Genomic DNA, 23,329 nt, shown 5'->3' with positions numbered 1-23,329 from the left:
ACCAGGGGAAACGCACAGGTCGCCGAAGGGGAGGCACGCATGGCCATGGTCGGGCTGTTCTGGATCGCCGAGGACGGTGGGGTGTACGTCGGGGCGCAGCCGGAGGGGTTCGGGCCCGGGGTGCGGCTGACGCGGGACTGGGTGGAGGGGCTCGGGACCGGGCAGAGCGCGGTGTGGGGCTGGTCGGAGATCGGGTCGGTCGCCGTGCGGTACGTGCGGATCAGGTCCGCCGCCCGACTGCTCGCCACCACGGCCGTCGACCTCGTCACCAACGCCGTCGTGGGCGGCGGTGAGGCCGCGGCGGCCTTCGAGGTGCACCTGGAGACCGTCGACCGCACCGTCGAACTCACCGCCCAGTCCGCCGCCGCGCTCGGCGGCTACGTCCAGTCCGAGTACGACCTCTCCGTCGCGCTGCTGGAGCGCTTCGCGGCGGGTACGGCGGAGGTGGAGACCCTGGCGAACTGGGGCCGCGCCCACGCCGCCGAGGGCACCCCGCGACGCGAGGAGCGCGAGGCGCTGCTGCGGGAGTGGAGCGGGGGCTGAGCCGCCGCAGGGGCCGAGCCGCCGGTGGGGGCACGGAACCGCCGGTGGCCGGAGGGTAGTTGTCGGGAACCCGGTTCCCTCTGTCCACCGTCCCCGACAATGACCATTGGACACCGGAGGGACACATGACCACACCTGACGCACCACAGGACGGTTCACGGGACACCGCACGCGGCAACGGCATCTCCGTGACCCACGACCTCGAGGCGCACGACTGGTCGAACGAGGAGACGGCCGCGTACGAGGCGGCGATCGAGGCCGTCAACGGGGCGGTCGGCGCGTACAGTGCGCGGATCGCGGCGGAGGAGGCCAAGGACGCCCCCGACGCCGCCGTCATCGAGGCCGCGCGCGCCGCGCAGGGGCGGCTGGCGAAGGAGCGTGAGCGGCTCCGCTCGGCCGACCGCGAGCAGATCGCCGAGGCCCGTACGCACTACGCCCGGCTCGCCCGCGAGGTCCTGGCGGGCCTCGCATGACCGACCCGGCCGAGCGCACGACCCGTCCGGGCGATCGGGTGCCCGAGCCGCCCGCGCGAGCGTCTACCGCCGGGGCGAGAGCAAGCCCCGCTACGGCAACGCGCTCGACGGCACCGGCGACTGGACCGGCCCGCCGGAACTGCGCCAGGCGCTCGCCGCGGAACGGGTCCGCCCCTGGACACCGGCCGAGAGCGACTCGTTCGTCAGCACGCAGCTGCGTCTGCGGGAGTCCGCCCAGGCGCTGGATCCCGAGTGGCCCGGCCGGCTCACCCGTATCGAGGACCAGGCCCGCTCCCTTCCGACCCCGGCGGCAGCGACTCGGCTCCCCGCACCGACAGCACCGACAGCACCGGCCGCACCGGCTGCGTCAGCCGCTCCAGCTCCTCCAGCGGCATCCTCGGCCCCGGCACCGGCCACGAGCCCGTCGACAGCGCCCACTACCCCGTCGGCCACCACCACACCCACCTCCCGATGTCCGCAGCCGCTGCTGCGCGCTCCCGCAGCACACCCCGCCCCGCCGGCCCCGGCACACCACAGCCCCCGAGCAACCAGGCCCCCCCGCCCGGCTCCCGGCCAAGGGGCCGGCCTTGGCCCTGTTCCCGGCCGGGCGACCCCACCGCAGGGCCCGACCGGCCCCGATCCGAACCGGCGCGGCAGGTAGTCAGAGCGCGCCTGCCCACACGCCCGCTCGCCGTCCACCGCCGCTCGCCGTCCACAGCCGACCGGTGGATCGCCGCCGGCTGGTGGACCCCGCCGGTCCACCAGCCACGCACGGCCGGGCGTGAGGTCCGCCACCCGACCCCACTCCCCTTCCCCATCCCGGCGCCCGGACAAGGGCCCGGCGGCCCCATGGGACCGGCGCGGCCCCGTCGCCGTGGGACCGGCCCGGGCCGTCCGCAGGCCGCCGCCGGGCACCCCGCTGACCTGCCGCCCCACCCCCGACGGCCCCGGAAAACCCCGTCACGGACCTCCTTCGCCCCCAACGTGTGCCCCTCCCGGCGCCCCTGACCGACGGCGGTGACCCGGCCCGGGCGGCGGCCCCCGGAGCGGGAAGGCCGAGCGGCGACAGAGGAAGCCCTTTGCTTTACCCTCTTCACACCGAGACCACACAAGGCTGTTGTCATCTCGTTAAGTGATTAGTCCTTGACGCTGAGGTGGTCACCGCGTTGGCTTTCAGCCACATGGGTCGCAGTTGCTGCACCCACGCCCGGAAGGCCCTTGATGTGAACGCCCGTACCACCCGCAATACCCCCGGCACTCGTATACGTCGTCGCACCACCGCTCTGCGCCGCACCGCCACCACCCTCGCCGCCTCGGCCGCGGCCGTCTCCCTCGCCGCCTGCGGGGTCGTGGACGTCGGGGACAGCGCGGAGGCGAGTCCCACGAAGGGCGACGACATCACGGTGGGCGTGCTGTTCCCCGACAAGGACACCAAGCGGTACGAGCAGTTCGACTACCCGAACATCAAGAAGAAGATCGCCGAGCTCACCGACAACAAGGGCATCACCAAGTACGCCAACGCGGAGAAGGACCCGGAGACCCAGAGCAGCCAGCTGGAACAGATGGTGCAGGACAAGGTCGACATCATCATCGTCGACGCCGTGGACGCCAAGACCATCGCTCCCGCCGTGCAGAAGGCGGACGACGCCGGCATCCCCGTCATCGCCTACGACCGCCTGGCCGAGGGCCCGATCGACGGCTATGTCTCCTTCGACAACGAGCTCGTCGGGCAGGTGCAGGGCCGCTCGCTGGTGGAGGACCTGGGCGACAGCGCCGCCAACAAGATCGTCATGATGAACGGGTCCCCGACCGACCCGAACGCCGCCATGTTCAAGGAGGGCGCGCTCTCCGAGCTCCAGGACAAGGTGACGATCGCCGAGACCTTCGACACCAAGGACTGGGACCCGGTCGTCGCGAAGGCGAACATGGAGAAGGCCGTCGCCAAGCTGGGCGTCGACAACATCGACGCCGTCTACGCCGCGAACGACGGAATCGCCGGTGCCGTCATCGACGTGCTGAAGACCGCCGGTGTCACCAAGGTGCCGCCGGTCACCGGGCAGGACGCCGACCTGGACGCCGTGCAGCGGATCCTCACGGGCGACCAGTACATGACCGTGTACAAGTCGTTCCCGACACAGGCCGCCGCCGCCGCCGAGATGGCCGTCGCCAAGGTCCAGGGCCGCTCCATCGAGTTCGACGCCCTCGCCAAGGACAGCGTCGACTCCCCGACCACCAAGAAGATCCCGGCCCAGCTGGTGCCCCCGGTCGCGCTGACCAGGTCCAACATCAAGGACACGGTCGTCGCCGACGGCATCTACACGGTTAAGCAGATCTGCACGTCGGCCTTCAAGGCCAAGTGCGACGCGGCCGACCTGAGGTAGCCGCCGACGGCCCGACGGGGCCGGGGGCCCTGCCCCCGGCCACCGGAACCCCGCGGAGGGTCCTCCCGGCCCTCTCAAGCCACCCGCGTGAACTCGATCGTCACCTCCGGCGGCCCCCCGGCCACCCCCCGGTAGATGCCCTTGTGCGGGGTCACGTCGTCGTAGTCGCGGCCGCGGCCGACGACGACGTGGGACTCGTCGGCGGGGACGCGGTTGGTGGGGTCGTAGCCGGTCCAGTCGCCCGCCCAGTATTCGATCCAGGCGTGGCTCTGGCCGGCGACGGGCCGGTGGAGTTCGGCCTCGCGTTCGGGGTGGAGGTAGCCGGAGACATAGCGGGCGGGCAGGCCGAGGGCGCGGAGCATGCCGAGCGTCAGGTGGGCGATGTCCTGGCAGACGCCGGCCCCCTGCTCCCACGCCTCGGCCGCACTGGTGTGCACCCCGGTCGCGCCCGGCACGTACGCGACGTGGTCGGCGACCATCGACGACACCGCCGTCGCCGTCCCGTGCACGTCGAGGCCGGCGGACGCCTCCCGGGCCCGGTCCAGCAGCGCGGCCGGGAGTGTCGTACGGCCGGTCGCGGCCAGGTACTCCAGCAGGCGGGAGCCTGCGGTCGCCCGGTGGACGTCCGCCCACCCGGGCGCGTCCGGCAGCGGCTCCGGCGGGGCCGTCTCCACGAGGCTGGTCGCGGTGATCGTCAGGTCGGAGTGGGGCTCGATGAGGTCGAAGCCGGTGACCTGGGTGCCCCAGTAGTCCCAGTACGACCAGGTCGGCGTCGAGGGGTTCACCAGCACCCGCGCGTCCAGGGTGGTCTGGCCCGGCAGCGTCAGCGGGGTCATGCGGACCTCGTTGTGGGAGGAGGCCGCGGGCTGCGCGTACGCGACGCGGGTGATGTGCCGGATGCGCAGGCGCCGGGTCGCCCGTACAGCCGCTCCAGGCAGGTTCATCGTGCTCACGCGCCTTCCTGGGCCCATTCGACGGGCCCCTGGTACGGGAAGAACTTCTCGGCCACCGCCTCCGCCGAGGCCATGCATGCCTGCTGCAGGTCCCGCAGCAGCGTCGGCAGGCCGGCCTCCAGGGCCTCGGAGTCGAGGTATTCGAGGTGGGTGCGCAGGGCGCCGATCGGGCGGCGGGCCGGGTCCTGACGGGGGCGGCCGAGCGCGGCCAGGCACTCCTCCGCCGTGGTCAGCGCGTGCAGCGCCGAGCGCGGGAAGTCCCGGTCGAGCAGCAGGAACTCGGCGACCTTGGGGCTGTCGCCGAAGCCGCCGTGCAGCCGCGCGTACGCCTCGTCGGCGCCGCTCGCGCTCAGCAGCGTCGGCCAGTCGGGCGCGTGCGCCGCGTCCAGCACCCGCACCGACAGCAGCCGCACGGTCATGTCCACCCGCTCCAGGCTGCGGCCGAGCACCACGAAACGCCAGCTGTCGTCCCGGCTCATCGTGGAGTCGGCGAGCCCGAAGAAGAGGGCGGCACGCCGTCGTACCAGCTCCAGATAGGCGTACGGGCCGCCCGTGCGGCGCGCGGCCGTCCGCTGGTCGGCGAGGGCGTGCCAGGTGGAGTTGAGGCACTCCCACATCTCGGAGGAGACGGCCTCGCGGGCACTGCGGGCGTTGAGCCGGGCCGCCCCGAGCGCGCCCTCGATGGAGCCTGTCGAGCGGGCGTCGAAGGCCAGTCGGTCCAGCACCTGCTGCATGTCGCAATGCAGGTCGGGCGCGTCCACGCCGAGGATCGCGTACAGCGAGCGGCAGGCCGCGTCCTCGTCCCGCCAGGGGTCTTCGAGGAGGCGGTGGAGATAGGCGTCGAGGATGCGGCCCGTCGCGTCGGCCCGCTCCACGTACCGGCCCGTCCAGGTCAGGGCCTCGGCTATCCGGGAGAGGATCACGTCGTTCACTGCTGCTGCGCCCCTTCCTGCACGACCGTACGGGTGCCGTCGGGGCCGAGCTGGCGTGGAGCCTTCTCCGGCAGTGTTCCCGGTCCGCCGCTCTCCTCGTACCGCTGCTCGGCGGGTCCCTCGGCGAGCACCCAGGTGTCCTTGGAGCCGCCGCCCTGGCTGGAGTTGACGATGAGGTTGCCCTCCTGGAGGGCGACCCGGGTCAGCCCGCCGGGCAGGACCCACACGTCGCTCCCGTCGTTCACGGCGAAGGGCCGCAGGTCGATGTGGCGCGGGGCCATGTGCTCGCCGGCGAGGGTGGGGGAGGTGGACAGCGCCACCGGCCGCTGCGCGATCCAGCCGCGCGGATCGGCCCGCACGGCCTCCCGGGTGCGCTCCAGCGTCTCCCGGTCGGCCTTCGGACCGATGACGATGCCCTGCCCGCCGGCCCCGTCGACCGGCTTGATCACCAGCTGGTCGATCTGGTCCAGGACGGCCTCCAGCTGCCCGGGTTCGTCCGGCCGGAAGGACTCCACGTTCGGAAGGACCGGTTCCTCACGGAGGTAGTAGCGGATGAGGTCGGGGACGTAGGTGTAGAGGAGCTTGTCGTCCGCGATGCCGTTGCCCACCGCGTTCGCCAGCGTGACGTTCCCCGCCATCGCCGCGCCCATGATCCCCGGGCAGCCGATCACCGAGTCGGGCCGGAAGTGGAGGGGATCGAGGAAGTCGTCGTCGAGCCGCCGGTATACGACATGGACGGGCATCTCCCCACGGGTCGTCCGCATCCACACTCGGTTCCCCCGGCAGACGAGATCGTGGCCCTCCACCAACTGCACGCCCATCAGTCGTGCCAGCAGGGCGTGTTCGAAGTAGGCGGCGTTGTTGGGACCGGGGGTGAGAACGACGACGCGCGGATCGCCGATGCCGCCGGGCGCGGCGGCCCGCAGCGCGGCGAGCAGCCGCTGCGCGTAGCCGTCGACGGGCACCACGTGCTGCTCGGCGAAGAGGGACGGGAACACCCGGGTCATCGCGCGCCGGTTCTCGATGACGTAGGACACCCCGGACGGCACCCGGACGTTGTCCTCCAGCACCCGGAAGTCACCCGCCTCGTCCCGTACGAGGTCGATGCCGGCCACGTGGATACGGACCCCGCCCGGCGGCTCCACACCGTGCGCGGCCCGGTGGAAGTGCGGCGAGTTGAGGAGCAGCCGCCAGGGCACGACACCGTCCTCGAAGGCCCGGCACGGCCCGTACGCGTCCGCGAGGTACGCCTCCAGCGCCCGTACGCGCTGCGTCACTCCGCGCTGGATGAGGTCCCACTCCAGGGCGTCCAGGATGCGCGGCACCAGGTCCAGCGGCCAGGGTCTCTCCTCGCCCGCGAAGGCGTACGTCACGCCCCGGTCGGTGAACGCGCGGGCCATCTGGTCGGCCCTGAAGCGCAGTTCACCCGGCTCGATGGGCCGGAGCGCCGCCAGCACCGGCTCATAGGCGGTCCTGACCTCACCCGGCCGCTCAAACATCTCGTCCCACGCGTCGGCCAGCGCGTAGGCGTCAAATATGTCCGCCATGGGCCGACGGTAAGCGCGTGCCGTAACACCCCGGTCACCGGTGCGTTTCCGCCGGCTTGCGGCGGCGATCGCGACCTGCGGAAACGGAGGGTTTGACGTACGGCCGGGCGGGGCAGCCGACGGTTCTACGATCCGGGGGCACCTGCCCGGCGCCGGACGGCGTCCGGGCGACGTCCCGCCTTGCCGTGCCCGCCCGGAATCTGGTCTCGGGCACGTGCACACCCTTGCCGTCCGCCCGAACTTCAGCTTGTTGCAGAGCGCACTGCCTGAGGGGTGGAGGAACTCGGGCATAAGTGCTTCTACGGGGATGTAAACATGGCGGAGCCGTGTTGCGGTGCCCGTGCGGGCCGCGCATAGTTGCGCTTCGAACAGGGCGGAACCGGGGGTGAAGTGGGTGATGGTCGGGCACGCGACCGACGAGCATCCGCATGGGGCCGACCGGCTCTGCGCGGCCGGGGACCGCGTGTACTCCAGAGCCGTGCGCCGGGGCCGCGTCCCGCGCGAGGACGCCGACCCCGTGCCCTGTCTCCTCGAACTCGCCCTGCTGCACCCCGATCCCGACGACATGGGCTGGCTGGTGCCCACCTCCCCGCAGGAGGTCATGACCCGGCTGCTGCGCGGTGTGCACGCCGAGGTCAGCGCCAGCCAGGCCCGGATGGGCGCGGCGGTCGACGCCGTCGAGTGGTACGCGGGCCTCGGCAGTTCGCGGATGCGGACGCCGGCGGAGAGTTCGGCGATCCGGGTGCTCGACGGGCTGGCCCGGATCCGGGCGGCGATCGACGAGGCCACCGACCGCTGCACCGTCGAGGTGCTGACCGTGCAGCCGGGCGGCATCCGTCGCGAGGACGAGCTGCGCGAGGGGCTGCACCGGGCGCTGGCGATGTGCCGCCGGGGTGTGCGGATGCGGGACCTGTACACGCATGTGGCCAGGCACGGGCAGGGCCTGCACAACTACATGGAGCTGATGGGGGAGTCGGCGGAGGCCCGCACCCTGGACGAGGTCGTGGAGCGCCTCATCGTCTTCGACCGGACGGTGGCCTTCATCCCCGCCAACACCGACCGCACCATGGCCCTGGAGATCCGCCACCCCGCGCTGGTCGAGTACCTGGTCACGGTCTTCGAACGTCTCTGGCGCCTAGGGGTCCCGCTGGCCGCGTCGCTCCCCTCCACCGGTGTCGCGGGCATCACGCACCGGGAGCGGTCCATCGCGGCGTTGCTGGCGGAGGGCCACCAGGACGCGGTGGTCGCCGAGCGGCTGGGCATCAGCGTCCGCACCTGCCGGGCTCACATCGCCCGTCTCTCCGAACGCCTCGGCGCGGCCAGCCGCACCCAACTGGGCGTCCGCATAGCCGAGGCCGGCCTCGACGGCCCGCCCCGCTCGACCCCACCGGACGACCCGCCCGCCCCCGCTGCCGCCGAGTCGAGCACGACTCCTACTGCTCCGTGCCCTCCTGTTTGAGGATGCCGGACTCCGCGATGCGATAGCCGAGTTGCGCCCGGCTGCCACTGCCCAGTGCCGTCGCCAGCTTCGCTATGTGGGCGCGGCAGGTGCGGACGTTCATACCGAGGCGCCGGGCGATGGCCTCGTCGACGTGGCCCTCGACGAGGAGTTTGGCTATGGAGTGCTGGATGTCCGTGATGCCGTCAGGGGCCGTCTCATAGGGCGCGCCGGCGGTCAGTGGGACAGCTCGGCCCCACATGAACTCGAAGACCTTGACCAGGTAGCGAACAAGTCCGGGATGGCGCAGCTCCAGGGCGACCTGCCGGTCGTCCCTGATGGGGATGAAAGCGACGCTCTCGTCGCAGATGATGAGCCGATCGACGAGTTCGTCGATCGTGCGTATCTCCACCTTGCCGTCGCCGATCTGGTCGATGTAACCCAGACGTTCGGGGCTGTAACGAGCCGTGTGCTGGTAGAGAGTGCGCAGGCGCACTCCTCTTTCGATCAGCGGCCGGTCACGTTCCAATCCCTCGATGAGCCGCTGCTCGGGTCGGCGGCGCCCACTCGGCTGGACCGTCAGCATCTCGGTCTGACACTCGGCGGTAGCCAGGTCAAGCGCCGTGTTGATGCGGTCCAGGCCCTCCAGGACCGTGATCGAGTGAGTGGGTGCGGCCTCCTGGGCGGTGAGGGCCATAAAGGGCTCGAATACGTCGGAGAGTTCGATGGACAGCCGTCGGCGCTCACTGATTTCGCGCTCTATGGGGGTCAGTCGCTGGGCCAGGGCGACCAAGGGGGCCACGGGGCGCAGCCAGCCGATGTCGTCCGGATCCGGGTGGAGGAGTGCGAACTCCATCAGGCAGGGCGCAGACTCTACGTCAGCGCGAGCGATACGTCCCACCCGCAGCGCGTTCGCGTAGAGGCGCCCACCTTCCTCGCACAGCTCGGTCACTGGATGGGGATGTGTCGCTTTAGTCGGATCTGTCACCAAATCTCCACCCCCCAGGGTCCTGAACATGCAGGAACATGATGCATCGATTATGTGGCCATGACGTGCCCGAATGAGTCATCGTCATACCCGACGGGGGAAGAGGGGACCTTCAAGTGAGGACGAAGCCGACTATGCGTAACAGAATGCTTCGCTCGGTGCTTGTCGCCGCCTTCTCCGCCGTTGTGGCTTTCGGGGCGCTGAGCGGCCTTTCCGGCGCGGAGAGTGGTGCTCGCCCGGCGGACGGTGGCGAGGCGTCGACTGCCGTGGTGGCAGCTGAAGTCAGTGCTACCGGAGAGACTGGCGAACAAGACAGCGTCTGGGACTGAATGACATGACCACTCCTCCCGACGACCGTTCCTTCCGCCGCGAAATGGCCACCGCCTACCGCTCCGGTTGGCACTTCATCGACCTGGCCACCGCCATCCCCCACAGCGGTGACTCGTTGATGGTGACCGTGTTCGGCGAACCGGTGGTGGTGACGCGGGACGAGGACGAGGACATCCGGGCGTACCGGTGTCTGCGGCGACCGCGCGGCGCGCCGCAGCCAGTACGGTGTGCCGTTCGGTACGGGATGGTCTTCGTCAATCTCGACCAGCGCGACCACCGGCTCGCCGAGCCGGAGACCCCGGCCTCCACGGCCGTTACAGCCACCCCCCGCAGTGCCTGAAGCGATTCCCCCGTCGTTTCAAATCGCTCAGGCGCTTCCCCCCAGCAGCGGCGTCACCGTGACCTGAACACGGTGACGCCGCTGCAGGCTTACGGGGACATTTCTGGATGTCCGCCGGTATCGGAGCAGGCCCGCCCGCTCGTTCATCTGTCCGAAAAAAGGTCAACCGGCAGCGGACGGTGACCGAGGGAACCGTCAGCCGCGCCCCAGCGCCCCGGTCAGTTCGATCTCGATCACGACGCGGAGCGGGTTCGGCCGCGGCTCCCTGCCGTAGCGCTCCGCGTACCGCCGCTCCGCCTCCGCGACCCGCCCCCGGTCCTCGTACACCCGGCCGAGCCCCTCCAGCGTGGCCCAGCGCGCGCCCTCCATCTGGCACACGGCCACCCGCGCGCCCCCGGCGCCCGCGGCGCGCACGTGCCGTGCCTTCGCGCTCCCCGTACGGGTGATGACCCGAGCGATCCGGGCCTCGGGGTCGTATGTCACTCCGACGGGCACCACATGGGGGCTGCCGTCGGCGCGGAGGGTGGTCAGGGTGCAGAGATGGCGCTCCCGCCAGAAGGCGAGGTACGCGTCATCGGGCTCACCGGGGTCCACTCGATAGGTGCTCACGGCCAGGAATCTAGCGGGGAAAAGGGTTACCCGGCCCCCGGGTCCACGGGAAGGTCCTCGGGAACCTCCGGAACCCTCCCCAGCCCTACCTTGAGTGGAATAGACTCAACTTTGTGTACGTTACTTGAGTCACCCAAGCCGACGACGCCAGGAGGGAAACGCGAACGTGGACGCCGAGCTGACCAACAGGAGCCGGGACGCGATCAACGCGGCCAGCAACCGGGCCGTGTCCGAGGGACACGCCGACTTCACCCCCGCCCACCTGCTGCTGGCTCTGCTCCAGGGGCAGGAGAACGAGAACATCACCGACCTGCTCGCCGCCGTCGACGCCGACCAGGCGGCCGTACGCGCGGGCGCGGAGAAGATCCTCGCCGGTCTGCCCAGCGTGACCGGCGCCACCGTGTCGCCGCCCCAGCCCAACCGCGAGCTGCTCAGCGTGGTCGCCGAGGCCCAGGCCAAGGCGAAGGAACTGGGCGACGAGTACGTCTCCACCGAGCACCTCCTGATCGGCATCGCCGACAAGGGCGGCCAGGCCGGGGACGTACTCTCCCGGCAGGGGGCGAACGCCAGGAGGTTGCAGGAGGCGTTCCAGAAGGCAAGGGGAGGACGCCGGGTGACCACCGCCGATCCGGAGGGCCAGTACAAGGCCCTGGAGAAGTTCGGGACCGATTTCACCGCCGCCGCGCGGGAGGGGAAGCTCGACCCCGTCATCGGCCGGGACCAGGAGATCCGGCGCGTCGTGCAGGTGCTCTCCCGCCGGACCAAGAACAACCCCGTCCTCATCGGTGAGCCCGGCGTCGGCAAGACCGCCGTCGTCGAGGGCCTTGCCCAGCGGATCATCAAGGGCGACGTGCCCGAGTCGCTGAAGAACAAGCGGCTGGTCTCGCTCGACCTGGGCGCCATGGTCGCCGGGGCCAAGTACCGGGGTGAGTTCGAGGAGCGGCTGAAGACGGTCCTCGCCGAGATCAAGGACTCCGACGGTCAGATCATCACCTTCATCGACGAGCTGCACACGGTGGTCGGCGCGGGCGCCGGCGGCGACTCCGCCATGGACGCCGGCAACATGCTGAAGCCCATGCTGGCCCGCGGCGAGCTGCGCATGGTCGGCGCGACGACCCTCGACGAGTACCGCGAGCGCATCGAGAAGGACCCGGCGCTGGAGCGCCGCTTCCAGCAGGTGCTGGTCGCCGAGCCGACCGTCGAGGACACCATCGCGATCCTGCGCGGCCTCAAGGGCCGCTACGAGGCCCACCACAAGGTCGTGATCGCCGACGCGGCCCTGGTCGCCGCCGCCACCCTCTCCGACCGGTACATCACCTCCCGTTTCCTGCCCGACAAGGCCATCGACCTCGTCGACGAGTCCGCCTCACGGCTCCGGATGGAGATCGACTCCTCGCCCGTCGAGATCGACGAGCTGCAGCGGTCCGTGGACCGGCTGCGCATGGAGGAGATGGCCCTCGACAAGGAGACCGACGCCGCCTCCCGCGAGCGTCTGGAGCGGCTGCGCCGCGACCTCGCCAACAAGGAGGAGGACCTGCGGGGCCTCACCGCCCGGTGGGAGAAGGAGAAGCAGTCCCTCAACGCGGTCGGTGAACTCAAGGAGAAGCTCGACGAGTTGCGCGGCCAGGCCGAACGCGCCCAGCGCGACGGCGACTTCGACACCGCCTCCAAGCTGCTCTACGGCGAGATCCCCACCCTGGAGCGGGCGTTGGAGGAAGCCTCCGAGGCCGAGGAGGAGGCCGCCGCCTCCAAGAACACCATGGTCAAGGACGAGGTCGGCGCCGACGACATCGCGGACGTCGTCGCCTCCTGGACCGGCATCCCGGCCGGCCGTCTGCTGGAGGGCGAGACCCAGAAGCTGCTCCGTATGGAGGACGAGCTGGGCCGCCGCCTCATCGGCCAGACCGAGGCCGTACGGGCCGTGTCCGACGCCGTACGCCGCTCCCGCGCGGGCATCGCCGACCCGGACCGCCCCACCGGCTCCTTCGTCTTCCTCGGCCCGACCGGTGTCGGCAAGACCGAGCTGGCCAAGGCCCTCGCCGACTTCCTCTTCGACGACGAGCGGGCCATGATCCGCATCGACATGTCGGAGTACAGCGAGAAGCACAGCGTGGCCCGGCTCGTCGGCGCGCCCCCCGGGTACATCGGCTACGAGGAGGGCGGCCAGCTGACGGAGTCCGTCCGTCGGCGTCCCTACTCGGTCGTGCTGCTGGACGAGGTGGAGAAGGCGCACCCCGAGGTCTTCGACATCCTGCTGCAGGTGCTGGACGACGGCCGGCTCACGGACGGACAGGGCCGTACGGTCGATTTCCGCAACACGATCCTGATCCTCACCTCGAACCTGGGCAGTCAGTACCTGGTCGACCCGGTCATCAGCGCCGAGGTGAAGAAGCAGCAGGTCATGGACGTGGTGCGGGCCTCCTTCAAGCCGGAGTTCCTCAACCGCCTCGACGACCTGGTCGTCTTCTCCGCCCTGGACAAGGCGGAACTGGAACGCATCGCCGCGCTCCAGATCGACCGGCTGGCCAAGCGTCTGGCCGAGCGCCGCCTCACCCTGGAGATCACCCCCGAGGCCCTGACCTGGCTCGCGGACGAGGGCAACGATCCGGCGTACGGCGCCCGCCCGCTGCGCCGCCTCGTCCAGACCGCCATCGGCGACCGTCTGGCCAAGGAGATCCTCTCCGGCGAGGTGAAGGACGGCGACACCGTCCGGGTGGACACCTTCGGGGAGGGCGAGGGGCTGATCGTGGGCCCGGTCCCGTCTATGGAGAAGAAGCCGTGACGGGGGCCGATCGGGGGTACCCGAAAGGTTCCCCGCCACGCTCGTAGCTGAATCCCCCGGCGGATCCGGCCAAGGGCGACGAACCGCGCGGGGCGGGGGTTGCCACCCCCCGCCCCGCATGGGAGAGGATGGCGGAATCCGTACGAAGGGAAAATCACGGTGAGCATCGACCCGTCCTCGATTCCGAACTTCGGGGGCCAGCCCGAGCCGCAGCCCCAAGGGCCGGCGGGCCCCGTCGTTCCGGATCAGGACCTTGTGAAGCAGCTCCTGGACCAGATGGAGCTGAAGTACGTCGTCGACGACGAGGGTGACCTCGCGGCGCCGTGGGAGGAATTCCGCACGTACTTCATGTTCCGTGGCGAGGGTGACCAGCAGGTCTTCTCGGTGCGCACGTTCTACGACCGCCCGCACCAGATCGACGAGAAGCCGTCTCTGCTGGAGACCATCGACGACTGGAACCGCCGCACCCTGTGGCCCAAGGTCTACAGCCACACCCACGACGACGGCACGGTCCGCCTCATCGGCGAGGCCCAGCTGCTGATCGGCACCGGCGTCAGCCTGGAGCACTTCGTCTCGTCGACGGTCAGCTGGGTGCGGGCCGCCATCGAGTTCGACAAGTGGCTCGTCGAGCAGCTCGGCCTGGCCGAGGACGTCGACGAGACCGACGACAAGCCGAAGGACGGCGACGACGACGCGGAGTAGTCGCCGTCGAACGCCCCGCAGACAGACATCCGAGAGCCCGGCCCGGGCGCCCGCCGCACGGCGGTGTGCCAGGGCCGGGCTCTCGCCGTCCGGACCGACGCCACCGTGTCGACAGCAGCGAGAACGCGGGCAGCGGGGAGAGCGAGCTACGCCGCAGCCGCGGGGATGGCGACGCTGATCCGCCCGTCGGGCTCCTGACCGAGGAGGTCGTCGAGGACGGCCTCCGGAGGCGGGTGACGGTCATCCGTGAGTACGCGGCTCCTGTGGTGCCCGGCTTGTTGCAGACGGAGGACCACGCACGGGACGTGCTGCGAACCGGCCGGACACTCGGCAGCTAGGAGCAGGGGAAGAGCGGGTCGTCTTTCGTATGGGACGACAGGAGCGCCTCGGTACGCCTGATCGGCCCGAGCTGTGGGTGATGTTCGACGAGGCGGTGCTCAGACGTTCGGTCGGCGGCCAGCCGGTGATGCGTGAGCAGTTTGGCGCGACTCATCAGGACCTCAACCGAGCGTCACATCACTGTGCAGGTACTGCCGTTCGACCAAGCGAGCACGAAGTCAGCCCGGCGCCGTGCTTCGAAGCCGCCTCCTGGGCCGCCTTCATAGGCGAGTTGAGGCCGGGCAGCACCACCGCCCCTCAGGCGGCCGGGCCCCGGCCGCCGTCCGTCTTCCGGGCTCACCGGGCCCTTGTCCGCGAGGGTCCGGCGGGCCACTGACCTCCCCAAAGAACCGGGGGGAAGAACTACCCGCCCACCCACCCTCCCCGGCCGCGAGGCCCGCTTCACCCGTCCGGGTGACCGGCTTGCAGGCGCGGGATGCGGGCGGTTACGTTCGCCGCGACAACCGCAAACAGATACGGCCCCCGGCCGGGACTGGCATCCCGAACGAGGGCCTGACCAACCAGGAAGTACGGCTTCCCGATGGCTGACTCGCAGTCTAACGCGCCCCTGCGCGCCGACGCCGGAGCTCCGAGCTCCGGTGTGATCCACGTACGCACCCGGCTGACGGCCGACTTCACCGTGATCTCCAACGCCCTCGCCCAGCGGCGCGGCAGCGCGGTCACGGTCGGTGTCGCGGCGTACATCTCCTCTCTGCCCAGCGGCACTTGTGTGAGCATCGCCGCCCTGTGCGAGCACTTCGACGAGGGCGAGATCCTCATCTCGCGAGCGCTGAGGGAGTTGGAAGCGGCCGGATACCTGGAACGCCGCCGCGAGCGAACGCCCACCGGCCAGGTCCGTACCCGGACGTACTTCTACGACGTACCCGGCGGCGGACCAGAACCGGACCCGGACCCTTACGGGCCTCCCGAGCCCCCAAGGCCTCGTCGCTCCCGGAAGCAGTCCGCCACCGCCACGCCCGCGCCCGGGGCTGTGCGGGACACGGAGGGGGCACCTGTACCGGGGGAGGAGACGACGGCGGAGACAGCGGAGCCGGAAGCACAGGCCGAGCCCGAGTCCAAGCCCGAGTCCAAGCCCGAGGCACCGGTCCCGCCCGCCGACTCCGACCCCCGAGCCATCGCCGTACTCGCCGGCCTTCGCCGGGCCGACCCCCGTCTCGTCCTGTCCGAGCGGGAAGCCGCCCGCCTCGCCCCGGCCGTCACCCGGTGGCTCGGGGCAGGCCTGCTGCCCACCCAGATCACCGACCACCTCACCGTACGACTCCCGGCAGACCTCCTCGTCCGCCCGGCCGGCATCCTCGCCTACCGGCTCAAGGAGACTCCACTGATCGCACCGGAGCCCGGAAGCCCCGAGACCCCAGAGCGCCCGGCGGTCCTGAGAATGCGGAACTGCGACGGCTGCGACCGGGGCTTCCGCTCGGCGGGACACAGCCACTGCCGGGACTGCCGGTCCCGGGACCAACTCCCCGCGACCGGCTGAGCCGGTCGCCGGGTGTGCGGTCCACCCGCAGGTGGGAGGCTTGATGTGGCACGATGCGAAATCTGACGCCATGATCGGTCGGCTCGCCATGCACAGGGACGCGGCCGCACTCTCCGTGGCCACCGGCAGGTCATCAGCCCCCGGTGGCCGTCCGGAGGGGCGTCAGAAGGCGGCCTTGAGTCGCTTCGCCGCCTCCTCCAGCACCTCCAGGCGCTTGCAGAACGCGAACCGCACAAAGGGCGCGCCCTCCTCGCGGTGGTCGTAGAACACGGCGTTCGGGATGGCCACCACGCCCGCCCGCTCGGGCAGCGCCCGGCAGAAGGCGAAGCCGTCGGTCTCGCCGAGGGGGCGGATGTCGGCGGTGACGAAGTACGTCCCCGCCGTCCGGAACACCCCGAAACCGACGTCGGCCAGCCCCGCCGCCAGCACGTCCCGCTTGGCGAGCATGTCCGCGCGAAAGGCCTCGAAGTAGCTGTCCGGAAGCGCGAGGGCCTCGGCGACGGCGTACTGGAACGGTCCGGAGGCCACGTAGGTGAGGTACTGCTTCGCCGAGCGCACCGCCGTCACCAGCTCGGGCGCGGCCGTCACCCAGCCCACTCCTCGTTCACGCACCTATTTTCCTGGCCGGATGCCATCTCGCCATGGAAATCAGAGGGCAGTCAGATTACAGTCTGAGTATGGGCATCGTGTACTCGGCATCCGAATCGGAATCCGTCTCGTTCACCGATCTGTCCCGGAACCCGAAGGCGGTCGCCGCGAGGGCAGCCGCCCTGGGGTGCCTGCGTGTCACGCACCGAGACGCGCCCGACATGGTGCTGAGCACGGCCATACACGCCGAGCGCACCGAGGAGAACCTGACCACCGCGTCCCGACTGTTCCTTGCCCTGATGAAGCAGGACGGGGGCGCCAGGTCGCTTCTGCTCGCGCTGCCAGAGGTGTTCCCGTGGGTGCGTCACCTGGACGACGAAGAAGTCCGGGAATTCACCGTCGAGCTCCTGGAAGCCCTGTCCGACGCCGCTGAGCTGGGAGCCAGGGAGGCTGTGCACCGGGCGATCGTCTCGTGGCGGGCAACTGCCCGCATCAACGCTGACCCTGACCAGCTCAGGGAAGCACTCCGTCCGCTCGGTGACGTCGACCTCGGCCCGGTCGAGGTGCACGGGTGAGCCCGAAGAAAGGCGATCGGGTCAGCGTCCCTCCGCTGAGCGGCTGGAACGTCATCCACGGGACGACGGAGGCCGCGACCGGTTGAGAGGAGCTGTGCCGGGTGGCGTGCCGAACGCGCATCGCTGCCGGGAAGCCCTCCGCGCAGACCCGCTGTCGCGGGCCAACTGGAACCGTCAGCACCAGCTCCGCGGCAGGCACGCCATCAGGGACTGGAAGGGCTCATGACGTAACCGAGCCGGGCATCTGCCGCTTCCAGAATCTCCGGCTCTTGGGGAAGGCGAAGCGGACCGGGGTGCGGCCCGCAGCCCTGTCGTCAAGTCACCTACTCTTACCGATGCAGGCACACAGGGCCACCAAGTCAGTTGTCGCTAGCCGGGGCGTCGTTACGGCCGCAGAACCTGTCCAGACTGCTTCCGCAGCCGTACCGCCGGGCTCGGTGGTACCGCGTTTTCCGCCGTATCCTGACCGCACACGGGAAGGAGCCCTCCATGAGCGTCGACGCGATCGTGCACACCGAATTTCCCAAGGGGTACACGGTCCTGTTCGGGGCCGACGGAAAGGTGATCATGACCCCCCAGAGCGAAGAGCACTCCAGCACCATCAGGTCGATGCAGATCGACTCCGCTCTCGCCCTAGGCCGTCACGCGAAGGTCACCTCCGATGTCTACATCGACTTCCCCGCCGACGAGAACTCCGCCCCCGACCTCGCCATCCTGCGCGAGGACGCGCGCAAAGAGGGCAAGCGCTACAGCTTCGAGGACGTCCTGCTGATCTCCGAGGTCGTCTCGACCTCCTCGGCGCGCAAGGACTACGACGACTGCACCGCCAAATACGGCCGGTACGGCATCCCGATCTACCTGGTCGTGGACCCGTACGCCCAGGAAGTCGTCCTCCACACCCAGCCGACCGCCACCGGTTACATCGCGGCACACACGCACAAGTACGGCACGGGCAAGCTCCCCATCCCCCTGGCCGACGGCCGCACCTTCACCCTCGACCTTGACGAACTCCCGCGCCCGGAGCCCGAGGCAGACGCCCGCGGATGAAGGACTCCCGATGCGGCGGTGTAGGCGCGTGGCGGCTCGGGGCAGCCGTGTACGCGTGGCCGGTACGTTGGTCGGCTGTCACGCGGCCGGCGACTTGAGCCGTTCGGCCGCCTCCTCCAGCACCTCCGTGCGCTTGCAGAAGGCGAACCGCACGAAGGGCGCGCCGGCCTCGCGGTGGTCGTAGAAGACCGCGTTGGGGATGGCGACGACACCGGCCCGCTCGGGCAGTGCCCGGCAGAAGGCGAAGCCGTCGGTCTCGCCGAGGGGGCGGATGTCGGCGGTGATGAAGTACGTGCCGGCGGTCCGGAACACGCCGAAGCCGGCGTCCGCGAGCCCCGCCGCCAGCACGTCCCGCTTGGCGAGCATGTCCGCGCGGAAGGCCTCGAAGTAGCTGTCCGGAAGCGCGAGGGCCTCGGCGATGGCGTACTGGAACGGTCCGGAGGCCACGTAGGTGAGGTACTGCTTCGCCGAGCGCACCGCCGTCACCAGCTCGGGCGCGGCCGTCACCCAGCCCACTCCTCGTTCACGCACTCATTCGTATGCGGGCCCACAGGGCTGCACCCCTGAGTGACAGTGAGCCGTTGTGTACACATGGCACACTCGGTACTCTTGGGTGCATGACGCAGCCAATGCCCATAGAGTCCATCCGCGATGTCCGGGCCCACCTGGCCGAGGTCGTTGAGCGAGCCGACCGGGACGATGTGCCTACCGTCATCACCCGGCGCGGCAAGCAGGTCGCCGCTGTGGTGTCCATCGAGGTGCTGCGCAAATACCAGGAGTGGGAAGAGCGCGAGATCAACCGGATCATCGACGAGCGCATGACCAATCCGGCGCCCGGCATCCCGATCGAGGACATCATGAGGGAGACGCTGGCGCGCAGTGAGTGAGTACCGCACGGTCTTCCGGGCCGAGGCTCAGGCCGAACTCCGCAAGGTCCCGCGAGACATGGCCCTCCGCATTTTGGCCAAGTTGACTGAGCTGGAGAGCGACCCGATGGGGTTCAACACCACGGCCCTCGTCTCCCAGCCCGACCGGCGCCGCCTACGGGTGGGCGACTACCGCGTGATCTACACGATCGACAACGGCGAGCTGGTGGTGTGGGTCGTACACGTCGGGCATCGCTCCACCGTCTATGACACCTGAGCGCTCCTGGCATCGGGTCGGACCTGATGTCCGGGCGTCGGCGGCGCTCGCTGCGGCGGCTGCCGTTGTGGGCGCCGCGGTCATGCGCCGCCGGGACGTGGAGGCGGGCGGTGCGGCAAGCGTCAGAATGACGACCGAGACCGGGGCGCCTCCGGCGCAAGTCCCTGGCGGGTGAGGTACGGCAGGCAACGAGGAATGCGACGAGCGGCCTCGTCTGGCGGTGGTCAGCGCGCGAATGCCCTGCGGAGCCGTTCCGCCGCGTCCGCCAGTACCTCGGTGCGTTTGCAGAACGCGAACCGGACGTAGGGTGCCCCCGTCTCCTTGTGGTCGTAGAAGACCGCGTTCGGGATGGCGACGACGCCCGCCCGCTCGGGCAGCGCCCGGCAGAAGGCGAAGCCGTCGGTCTCGCCGAGGGGGCGGATGTCGGTGGTGATGAAGTACGTGCCGGCCGTCCGGAACACCCCGAATCCGGCGTCCGAGAGCCCCTTCGCCAGGAGGTCCCGCTTGGCCAGCATGTCCGCGCGGAACGCCTCGAAGTAGCTGTCCGGCAGCGCAAGGGCCTCGGCGATGGCGTACTGGAACGGTCCGGAGGCCACGTAGGTGAGGTACTGCTTCGCCGAGCGCACCGCCGTCACCAGCTCGGGCGCGGCCGTCACCCAGCCCACCTTCCACCCCGTGAAGGAGAAGGTCTTGCCCGCGGACCCGATGGTGACGGTCCGCTCCCGCATCCCCGGGAAGGTGGCGAGCGGCAGGTGCTCGGCCCCGTCGAAGACCAGGTGCTCGTACACCTCGTCCGTCACCACCAGCAGATCCCGTTCCACGGCCAGCTCGGTGATCGCGGTCAGCTCCGCGCGGGTGAGGACGGTGCCGGTCGGGTTGTGCGGCGTGTTGATCAGCAGCAGCCGGGTCCGGTCGGTGACCGCGTCCCGCAGCTCGTCCAGGTCCAGCCGGAACCGCCGGTCCCCGTCCGTGTCGCCGGACCCCTCGGACGGCCGTAGCGTCACCGGTACGCGCGTCCCGCCCGCCATCGCGATGCAGGCCGCGTACGAGTCGTAGTACGGCTCCAGGGCGACCACCTCGTCGCCCGGCTCCAGCAGCCCCAGCAGGGCGGCCGCGATGGCCTCCGTGGCACCCGCCGTGACCAGGACCTCGGTGTCCGGGTCGAACTCCAGTCCGTACCGCCGCCGCTGGTGGTCGACGATCGCGGTCCGCAGCTCGGGGACGCCCGGCCCCGGCGGGTACTGGTTGCCCCGGCCGTCGCGCAGCGCCCGTACGGCGGCCTCGCGGATCTCTTCGGGGCCGTCGGTGTCCGGGAAGCCCTGGCCCAGGTTGATCGACCCGGTCCGCAGGGCGAGCGCCGACATCTCGGCGAAGATCGTCGTCCCGAACTCGGCGAGCCGCCGGTTCAGCGCCGGACGAGGGGCGCGGGCGGAGCGTGCGCTGGAGGTCATGACCGTCATCCTGCGCCGAACCTCTGGAGTTCCTCAACTCGGCTTTGACCGGTGAGACGGGAGGGCATCCCCACGTCACGCACGGCTCATGGGGGGCCTGCAGGGGGAGTGAAAGGCAGGTGCCGAGATGGAGGGTCTCTTCTTCGTCTTCATGGGCGCGGTCGTTCTGGTCGGCATCGTTTCGAGCCTCAGCCGCGGCGGCTCGCGGTCGGGCCGTCGGCGTTCGCACAGCTGGTGGGCGGACGGCGGGTCGTCCCACCACCGCGGCGGCGGGGGGTCGTCCTGCGGCGGGGGGTCGTCCTGCGGTGGCGGGTCGTCCTGCGGTGGTGGTGGTGGCGGTGGGGGTGGCTGCGGCGGCGGAAGCTGACCGGCGACCGGGGGACACGGACGGAGGGGGTGGGTGACCTTGAACGAGGACATGCAGCTGTTGTTCGTTGTTTGGGGGGCGTTCGGTGTGGTCGTCGCGGTGGTCCTCGTGGTGACCCGCAGGCGTCCCGGGCGTCGCGCGGGGCGCCGCAGCTGGTGGGCTGACGGTGGGGGATCGTCGGGTGGTTCGTCGTGCGGGGGCGGGTCCTCCTGCGGCGGTGGCTGCGGCGGCGGAGGGGACTGACCGATGGTCATGGCGCTTCTGACGTTCGGCGCCCTGGTGTTCGTCGCGCTCGTGGTGATGGCGGCGATGGTGGTGCCAGTCGTCGTGCTGATCGCGCGAGGCGGTGCCGTTGGTGCGCCCGGCCTGGGCGCTCCCCGCTCACCGCGACGGCACGACAGCTGGTGGGTGGGCGCCGCGCGGTCTCCGTGGCCCGACGGTGGCGGTGGCGACCACGGCCACGGTGACAGCGGCGGTCATGGTGACAGCGGCGGCTACGGTGACAGCGGTGGTCATGGCGACAGCGGCGGCCACGGTGACAGCGGTGGTCATGGCGACAGCGGCGGTCATGGTGACCCGTCGTCGTGCGGCAGGGGCGGTGGCGCGTCCTGTGGGGGAGGCTCGTCCTCCTCCTGCGGCGGCAGCGGCGACTGACCGCCGCTGGAGGAGGACAAGCTCTGGACTTGCTCAACTCGGCTTTGAGCGGTCCGCGGCGGGGGAATCCCCGCGACACGCGAACGAGTGACACACAAGTGAGCGAGGCGCCCACGGGGGGCCGCTTCGGGGGACTCGGAAGAAAGAGGGGAGGGTGACGCCATGAACGCGATCGCGGTGATCGGCATCATCCTGGTGGTGGTCTGTGCGGTACTGGCGCTCATCGTGGCCGACAGCCGCCGCAGGACGCGCGCCGCGCGGGCGGGGGCCCGGAGCGGACGGCCGTCCGGCCGCGGCGGCAGCGGCTCGTCGAGCGGCAGCGACAACAGCTGGTGGGTGCTGGGGGCGGCGGGCGTCGGCGACAGCGGCTCGTCCCACTCCTCCTCGGACCACGACCGGGGTTCGTCGTCCGGGGGCGGGGGATCGTCGTGCGGCGGCAGCTCCTCCTCGTGCGGCAGCAGCAGCGGCTCGTCCTGCGGCGGGGGGTCCTCCTGCGGCGGCGGGGGCGGATGCGGTGGAGGCAGCTGACACGGGGCAGCTGAGCTCCACGACACGAGGCGCCCGCCGGGAGGACTTCCCGGCGGGCGCTCGCGTGTGTAGGACCGCCCGGACGGGGCAGGCGGGCCCCGGGCGCCCGCGCGGTCCCTGCCGGGCGGCGCACGGGTAGCACTTCTGTTCACGCCTGAGTACGCCGGGTGGGCCCGGTTGTCCGAAGGGCGCTTGCCGAGGTTCGCGCGCCTGGCTCGATGGGCGCGTGGGGAGCGTGTGGACCGACGGGGCGCACGCCTGGTTGAACAGTTGAACTGGGCAGCCCTCGGGGGGATGGAAAGCACGCCAAGTTGGGTAAAAACGCTGTGGTTACGCCACAGTTCATGATTCCCTATAAATCGCCAACGCAGCCCCCGGACGTCCCTCCCGGCAGGCCTGACACGGCTGACCGGACCGACTGGGACGTCGTCCTCACCCGACCTGGCTGACCGGGCCACGATTCCCGGCGCCGACCGGGGCGCGCCGGACCCACTCCTCTTCACTTTGCGTCGCTGCGGAGCCGATCCATGCTCACGACCCTCAACACCGCCTACACCGACACGCGCGCGGCAGACCTCGCCTGGGCCCTTGGGCGCGAGCCGCTGCCCGCGCTCGCCACGCTCGATCTCGAACTCAGCGGCGCGAAGCTGCAGTTGCGGCTGCTCGGCGCGTCCCACCAGGTGCTCCTTGAGGAGGAGCGGGGCAGCCACTGTTCGGAGACGGTCGCCTGCATCCCGGGGTCCAGCACGCCCCTACCGCTCGGCGTGGCGAAACGGGTGGGCGACTGGGAGTACGAGTTCGCCGCCCGCGTCGAGGTGCTGTCACCCGGGTCCTTCGCCGGCCGCGCGCAGGAGTTGCTGGCCCTCGTCGCCGACCACCCGCACGGTCTGGCCGGTGTCTTCCCCGGCAGCCCGCACGCCTTCACGGCGATGCTCGCGCAGCGGTACGAGGGACAGGTGCACTGGCGTACGTGGCACGCGTATCCCCAGGACGGGCAGTTGGTGGCCACGAGAACGAGGGTGGGGGTCAGGGTGTCGGTGACGCTGTGAGGGGCGCCCAGTAACTCGGGGGTGCGGGTGGGT

Annotated in this window: 21 protein-coding genes and 3 pseudogenes; 16 read left to right on the top strand and 8 right to left on the bottom strand. The window is 70.7% G+C overall.

Going from position 1 to position 23,329, the window contains the following annotated elements; genetic code table 11:
• The first annotated feature begins 39 nt into the window (after positions 1 to 39).
• The 3 genes from ACWCRJ_RS15420 (at position 40) to ACWCRJ_RS15410 (ending at position 3,397) form a co-directional block, all read left to right on the top strand.
• Positions 40 to 543 (top strand): hypothetical protein, encoded by a 504-nt coding sequence (locus ACWCRJ_RS15420; protein ID WP_450939742.1) that lies wholly within the window; start codon positions 40 to 42, stop codon positions 541 to 543.
• Between the two features lie 125 nt (positions 544 to 668).
• Entirely contained in the window at positions 669 to 1,016 is a 348-nt protein-coding gene (locus ACWCRJ_RS15415) for a hypothetical protein (protein ID WP_450939741.1), read from the top strand.
• 1,223 nt (positions 1,017 to 2,239) lie between these two features.
• Complete coding sequence (locus tag ACWCRJ_RS15410; protein WP_450939740.1) at positions 2,240 to 3,397, top strand: sugar ABC transporter substrate-binding protein; 1,158 nt, start codon at positions 2,240 to 2,242, stop codon at positions 3,395 to 3,397.
• 74 nt (positions 3,398 to 3,471) lie between these two features.
• On the opposite strand, the gene ACWCRJ_RS15405 is transcribed toward ACWCRJ_RS15410, so the two are convergent.
• Genes ACWCRJ_RS15405 through ACWCRJ_RS15395 form a run of 3 tightly spaced genes read right to left on the bottom strand, consistent with a single transcriptional unit; the run spans position 3,472 to position 6,829 of the window.
• Complete coding sequence (locus tag ACWCRJ_RS15405) at positions 3,472 to 4,341, bottom strand: transglutaminase family protein (protein ID WP_450939789.1); 870 nt, start codon at positions 4,339 to 4,341, stop codon at positions 3,472 to 3,474.
• A gap of 5 nt (positions 4,342 to 4,346) precedes the next feature.
• Positions 4,347 to 5,282, bottom strand: coding sequence for an alpha-E domain-containing protein (locus ACWCRJ_RS15400; protein ID WP_450939739.1), 936 nt, complete (start codon positions 5,280 to 5,282; stop codon positions 4,347 to 4,349).
• A complete protein-coding gene (locus tag ACWCRJ_RS15395; protein WP_450939738.1) occupies positions 5,279 to 6,829 on the bottom strand; it encodes a circularly permuted type 2 ATP-grasp protein in 1,551 nt (516 codons plus the stop codon). Before ACWCRJ_RS15395 ends, ACWCRJ_RS15400 begins: the two co-directional genes overlap by 4 nt.
• Positions 6,830 to 7,226: 397 nt before the next feature.
• On the opposite strand from ACWCRJ_RS15395, the gene ACWCRJ_RS15390 reads away from it, so the two are divergent.
• Positions 7,227 to 8,288 carry a LuxR C-terminal-related transcriptional regulator gene (locus ACWCRJ_RS15390; protein ID WP_450939788.1) on the top strand — a complete coding sequence of 354 codons (1,062 nt, stop codon included), beginning with the start codon at positions 7,227 to 7,229 and terminating at the stop codon, positions 8,286 to 8,288.
• Here the strand turns inward: ACWCRJ_RS15390 and ACWCRJ_RS15385 are convergent.
• Positions 8,263 to 9,285, bottom strand: a complete 1,023-nt coding sequence (locus ACWCRJ_RS15385) for a helix-turn-helix transcriptional regulator (RefSeq protein ID WP_450939737.1) — start codon at positions 9,283 to 9,285, stop codon at positions 8,263 to 8,265. The genes ACWCRJ_RS15390 and ACWCRJ_RS15385 overlap by 26 nt on opposite strands.
• Before the next feature lie 304 nt (positions 9,286 to 9,589).
• On the opposite strand from ACWCRJ_RS15385, the gene ACWCRJ_RS15380 reads away from it, so the two are divergent.
• Positions 9,590 to 9,925 (top strand): Rieske (2Fe-2S) protein, encoded by a 336-nt coding sequence (locus ACWCRJ_RS15380; protein WP_013001918.1) that lies wholly within the window; start codon positions 9,590 to 9,592, stop codon positions 9,923 to 9,925.
• A 195-nt stretch (positions 9,926 to 10,120) separates the two neighbouring features.
• On the opposite strand, the gene ACWCRJ_RS15375 is transcribed toward ACWCRJ_RS15380, so the two are convergent.
• Positions 10,121 to 10,534 (bottom strand): pyridoxamine 5'-phosphate oxidase family protein, encoded by a 414-nt coding sequence (locus ACWCRJ_RS15375; RefSeq protein ID WP_450939736.1) that lies wholly within the window; start codon positions 10,532 to 10,534, stop codon positions 10,121 to 10,123.
• A 166-nt stretch (positions 10,535 to 10,700) separates the two neighbouring features.
• On the opposite strand from ACWCRJ_RS15375, the gene clpB reads away from it, so the two are divergent.
• From clpB to ACWCRJ_RS15355, 4 genes and pseudogenes are all read left to right on the top strand, one after another.
• Positions 10,701 to 13,316, top strand: a complete 2,616-nt coding sequence (clpB, locus tag ACWCRJ_RS15370) for an ATP-dependent chaperone ClpB (protein WP_450939735.1) — start codon at positions 10,701 to 10,703, stop codon at positions 13,314 to 13,316.
• A 159-nt stretch (positions 13,317 to 13,475) separates the two neighbouring features.
• On the top strand, positions 13,476 to 14,018 hold the full coding sequence (locus tag ACWCRJ_RS15365) for a YbjN domain-containing protein (RefSeq protein ID WP_450939734.1): 543 nt from the start codon (positions 13,476 to 13,478) through the stop codon (positions 14,016 to 14,018).
• Between the two features lie 230 nt (positions 14,019 to 14,248).
• Positions 14,249 to 14,563: pseudogene (locus ACWCRJ_RS15360) on the top strand (DUF5753 domain-containing protein); the annotation flags it as partial.
• A 374-nt stretch (positions 14,564 to 14,937) separates the two neighbouring features.
• A complete protein-coding gene (locus tag ACWCRJ_RS15355) occupies positions 14,938 to 15,894 on the top strand; it encodes a hypothetical protein (protein ID WP_450939733.1) in 957 nt (318 codons plus the stop codon).
• 162 nt (positions 15,895 to 16,056) lie between these two features.
• Here ACWCRJ_RS15355 and ACWCRJ_RS15350 read toward each other — a convergent pair.
• Positions 16,057 to 16,491: pseudogene (locus ACWCRJ_RS15350) on the bottom strand (aminotransferase class I/II-fold pyridoxal phosphate-dependent enzyme); the annotation flags it as partial.
• Positions 16,492 to 16,535: 44 nt separating this feature from the next.
• Between ACWCRJ_RS15350 and ACWCRJ_RS15345 the strand changes: the two are divergent.
• Together ACWCRJ_RS15345 and ACWCRJ_RS15340 are read left to right on the top strand one after the other, a co-directional pair.
• Positions 16,536 to 17,057, top strand: coding sequence for a prevent-host-death family protein (locus tag ACWCRJ_RS15345; protein WP_450939732.1), 522 nt, complete (start codon positions 16,536 to 16,538; stop codon positions 17,055 to 17,057).
• A gap of 489 nt (positions 17,058 to 17,546) precedes the next feature.
• Entirely contained in the window at positions 17,547 to 18,104 is a 558-nt protein-coding gene (locus ACWCRJ_RS15340) for a Uma2 family endonuclease (protein ID WP_450939731.1), read from the top strand.
• Positions 18,105 to 18,182: 78 nt separating this feature from the next.
• Here ACWCRJ_RS15340 and ACWCRJ_RS15335 read toward each other — a convergent pair.
• Positions 18,183 to 18,620 (bottom strand): annotated as a pseudogene (locus tag ACWCRJ_RS15335) (aminotransferase class I/II-fold pyridoxal phosphate-dependent enzyme); the annotation flags it as partial.
• 101 nt (positions 18,621 to 18,721) lie between these two features.
• Between ACWCRJ_RS15335 and ACWCRJ_RS15330 the strand changes: the two are divergent.
• Positions 18,722 to 18,991, top strand: a complete 270-nt coding sequence (locus tag ACWCRJ_RS15330; RefSeq protein ID WP_005483715.1) for a type II toxin-antitoxin system Phd/YefM family antitoxin — start codon at positions 18,722 to 18,724, stop codon at positions 18,989 to 18,991.
• Positions 18,984 to 19,247: a type II toxin-antitoxin system RelE family toxin gene (locus ACWCRJ_RS15325; RefSeq protein WP_045558184.1), complete on the top strand. Its 264-nt coding sequence runs from the start codon at positions 18,984 to 18,986 to the stop codon at positions 19,245 to 19,247. The genes ACWCRJ_RS15330 and ACWCRJ_RS15325 overlap by 8 nt, the downstream gene beginning before the upstream one ends.
• A 224-nt stretch (positions 19,248 to 19,471) precedes the next feature.
• Here the strand turns inward: ACWCRJ_RS15325 and ACWCRJ_RS15320 are convergent, their stop codons facing one another.
• Positions 19,472 to 20,707 (bottom strand): pyridoxal phosphate-dependent aminotransferase, encoded by a 1,236-nt coding sequence (locus ACWCRJ_RS15320; RefSeq protein ID WP_450939730.1) that lies wholly within the window; start codon positions 20,705 to 20,707, stop codon positions 19,472 to 19,474.
• Positions 20,708 to 21,317: 610 nt separating this feature from the next.
• On the opposite strand from ACWCRJ_RS15320, the gene ACWCRJ_RS15315 reads away from it, so the two are divergent.
• From ACWCRJ_RS15315 to ACWCRJ_RS15305, 3 genes are all read left to right on the top strand, one after another.
• Positions 21,318 to 21,719, top strand: a complete 402-nt coding sequence (locus ACWCRJ_RS15315) for a hypothetical protein (RefSeq protein ID WP_450939729.1) — start codon at positions 21,318 to 21,320, stop codon at positions 21,717 to 21,719.
• A 162-nt stretch (positions 21,720 to 21,881) separates the two neighbouring features.
• Positions 21,882 to 22,247, top strand: coding sequence for a hypothetical protein (locus tag ACWCRJ_RS15310; RefSeq protein WP_450939728.1), 366 nt, complete (start codon positions 21,882 to 21,884; stop codon positions 22,245 to 22,247).
• Positions 22,248 to 22,774: 527 nt separating this feature from the next.
• The gene (locus ACWCRJ_RS15305; protein ID WP_046916965.1) at positions 22,775 to 23,296 is read left to right on the top strand and encodes a DUF2617 family protein; all 522 of its coding nucleotides are present in this window, start codon (positions 22,775 to 22,777) and stop codon (positions 23,294 to 23,296) included.
• Positions 23,297 to 23,329 lie beyond the last annotated feature (33 nt).

The organism is Streptomyces sp. NPDC002324 (assembly GCF_053593335.1).
The sequence above is the reverse complement of the archived record's forward strand: the minus strand, read 5'-3'. Positions and strand labels throughout refer to the sequence as shown.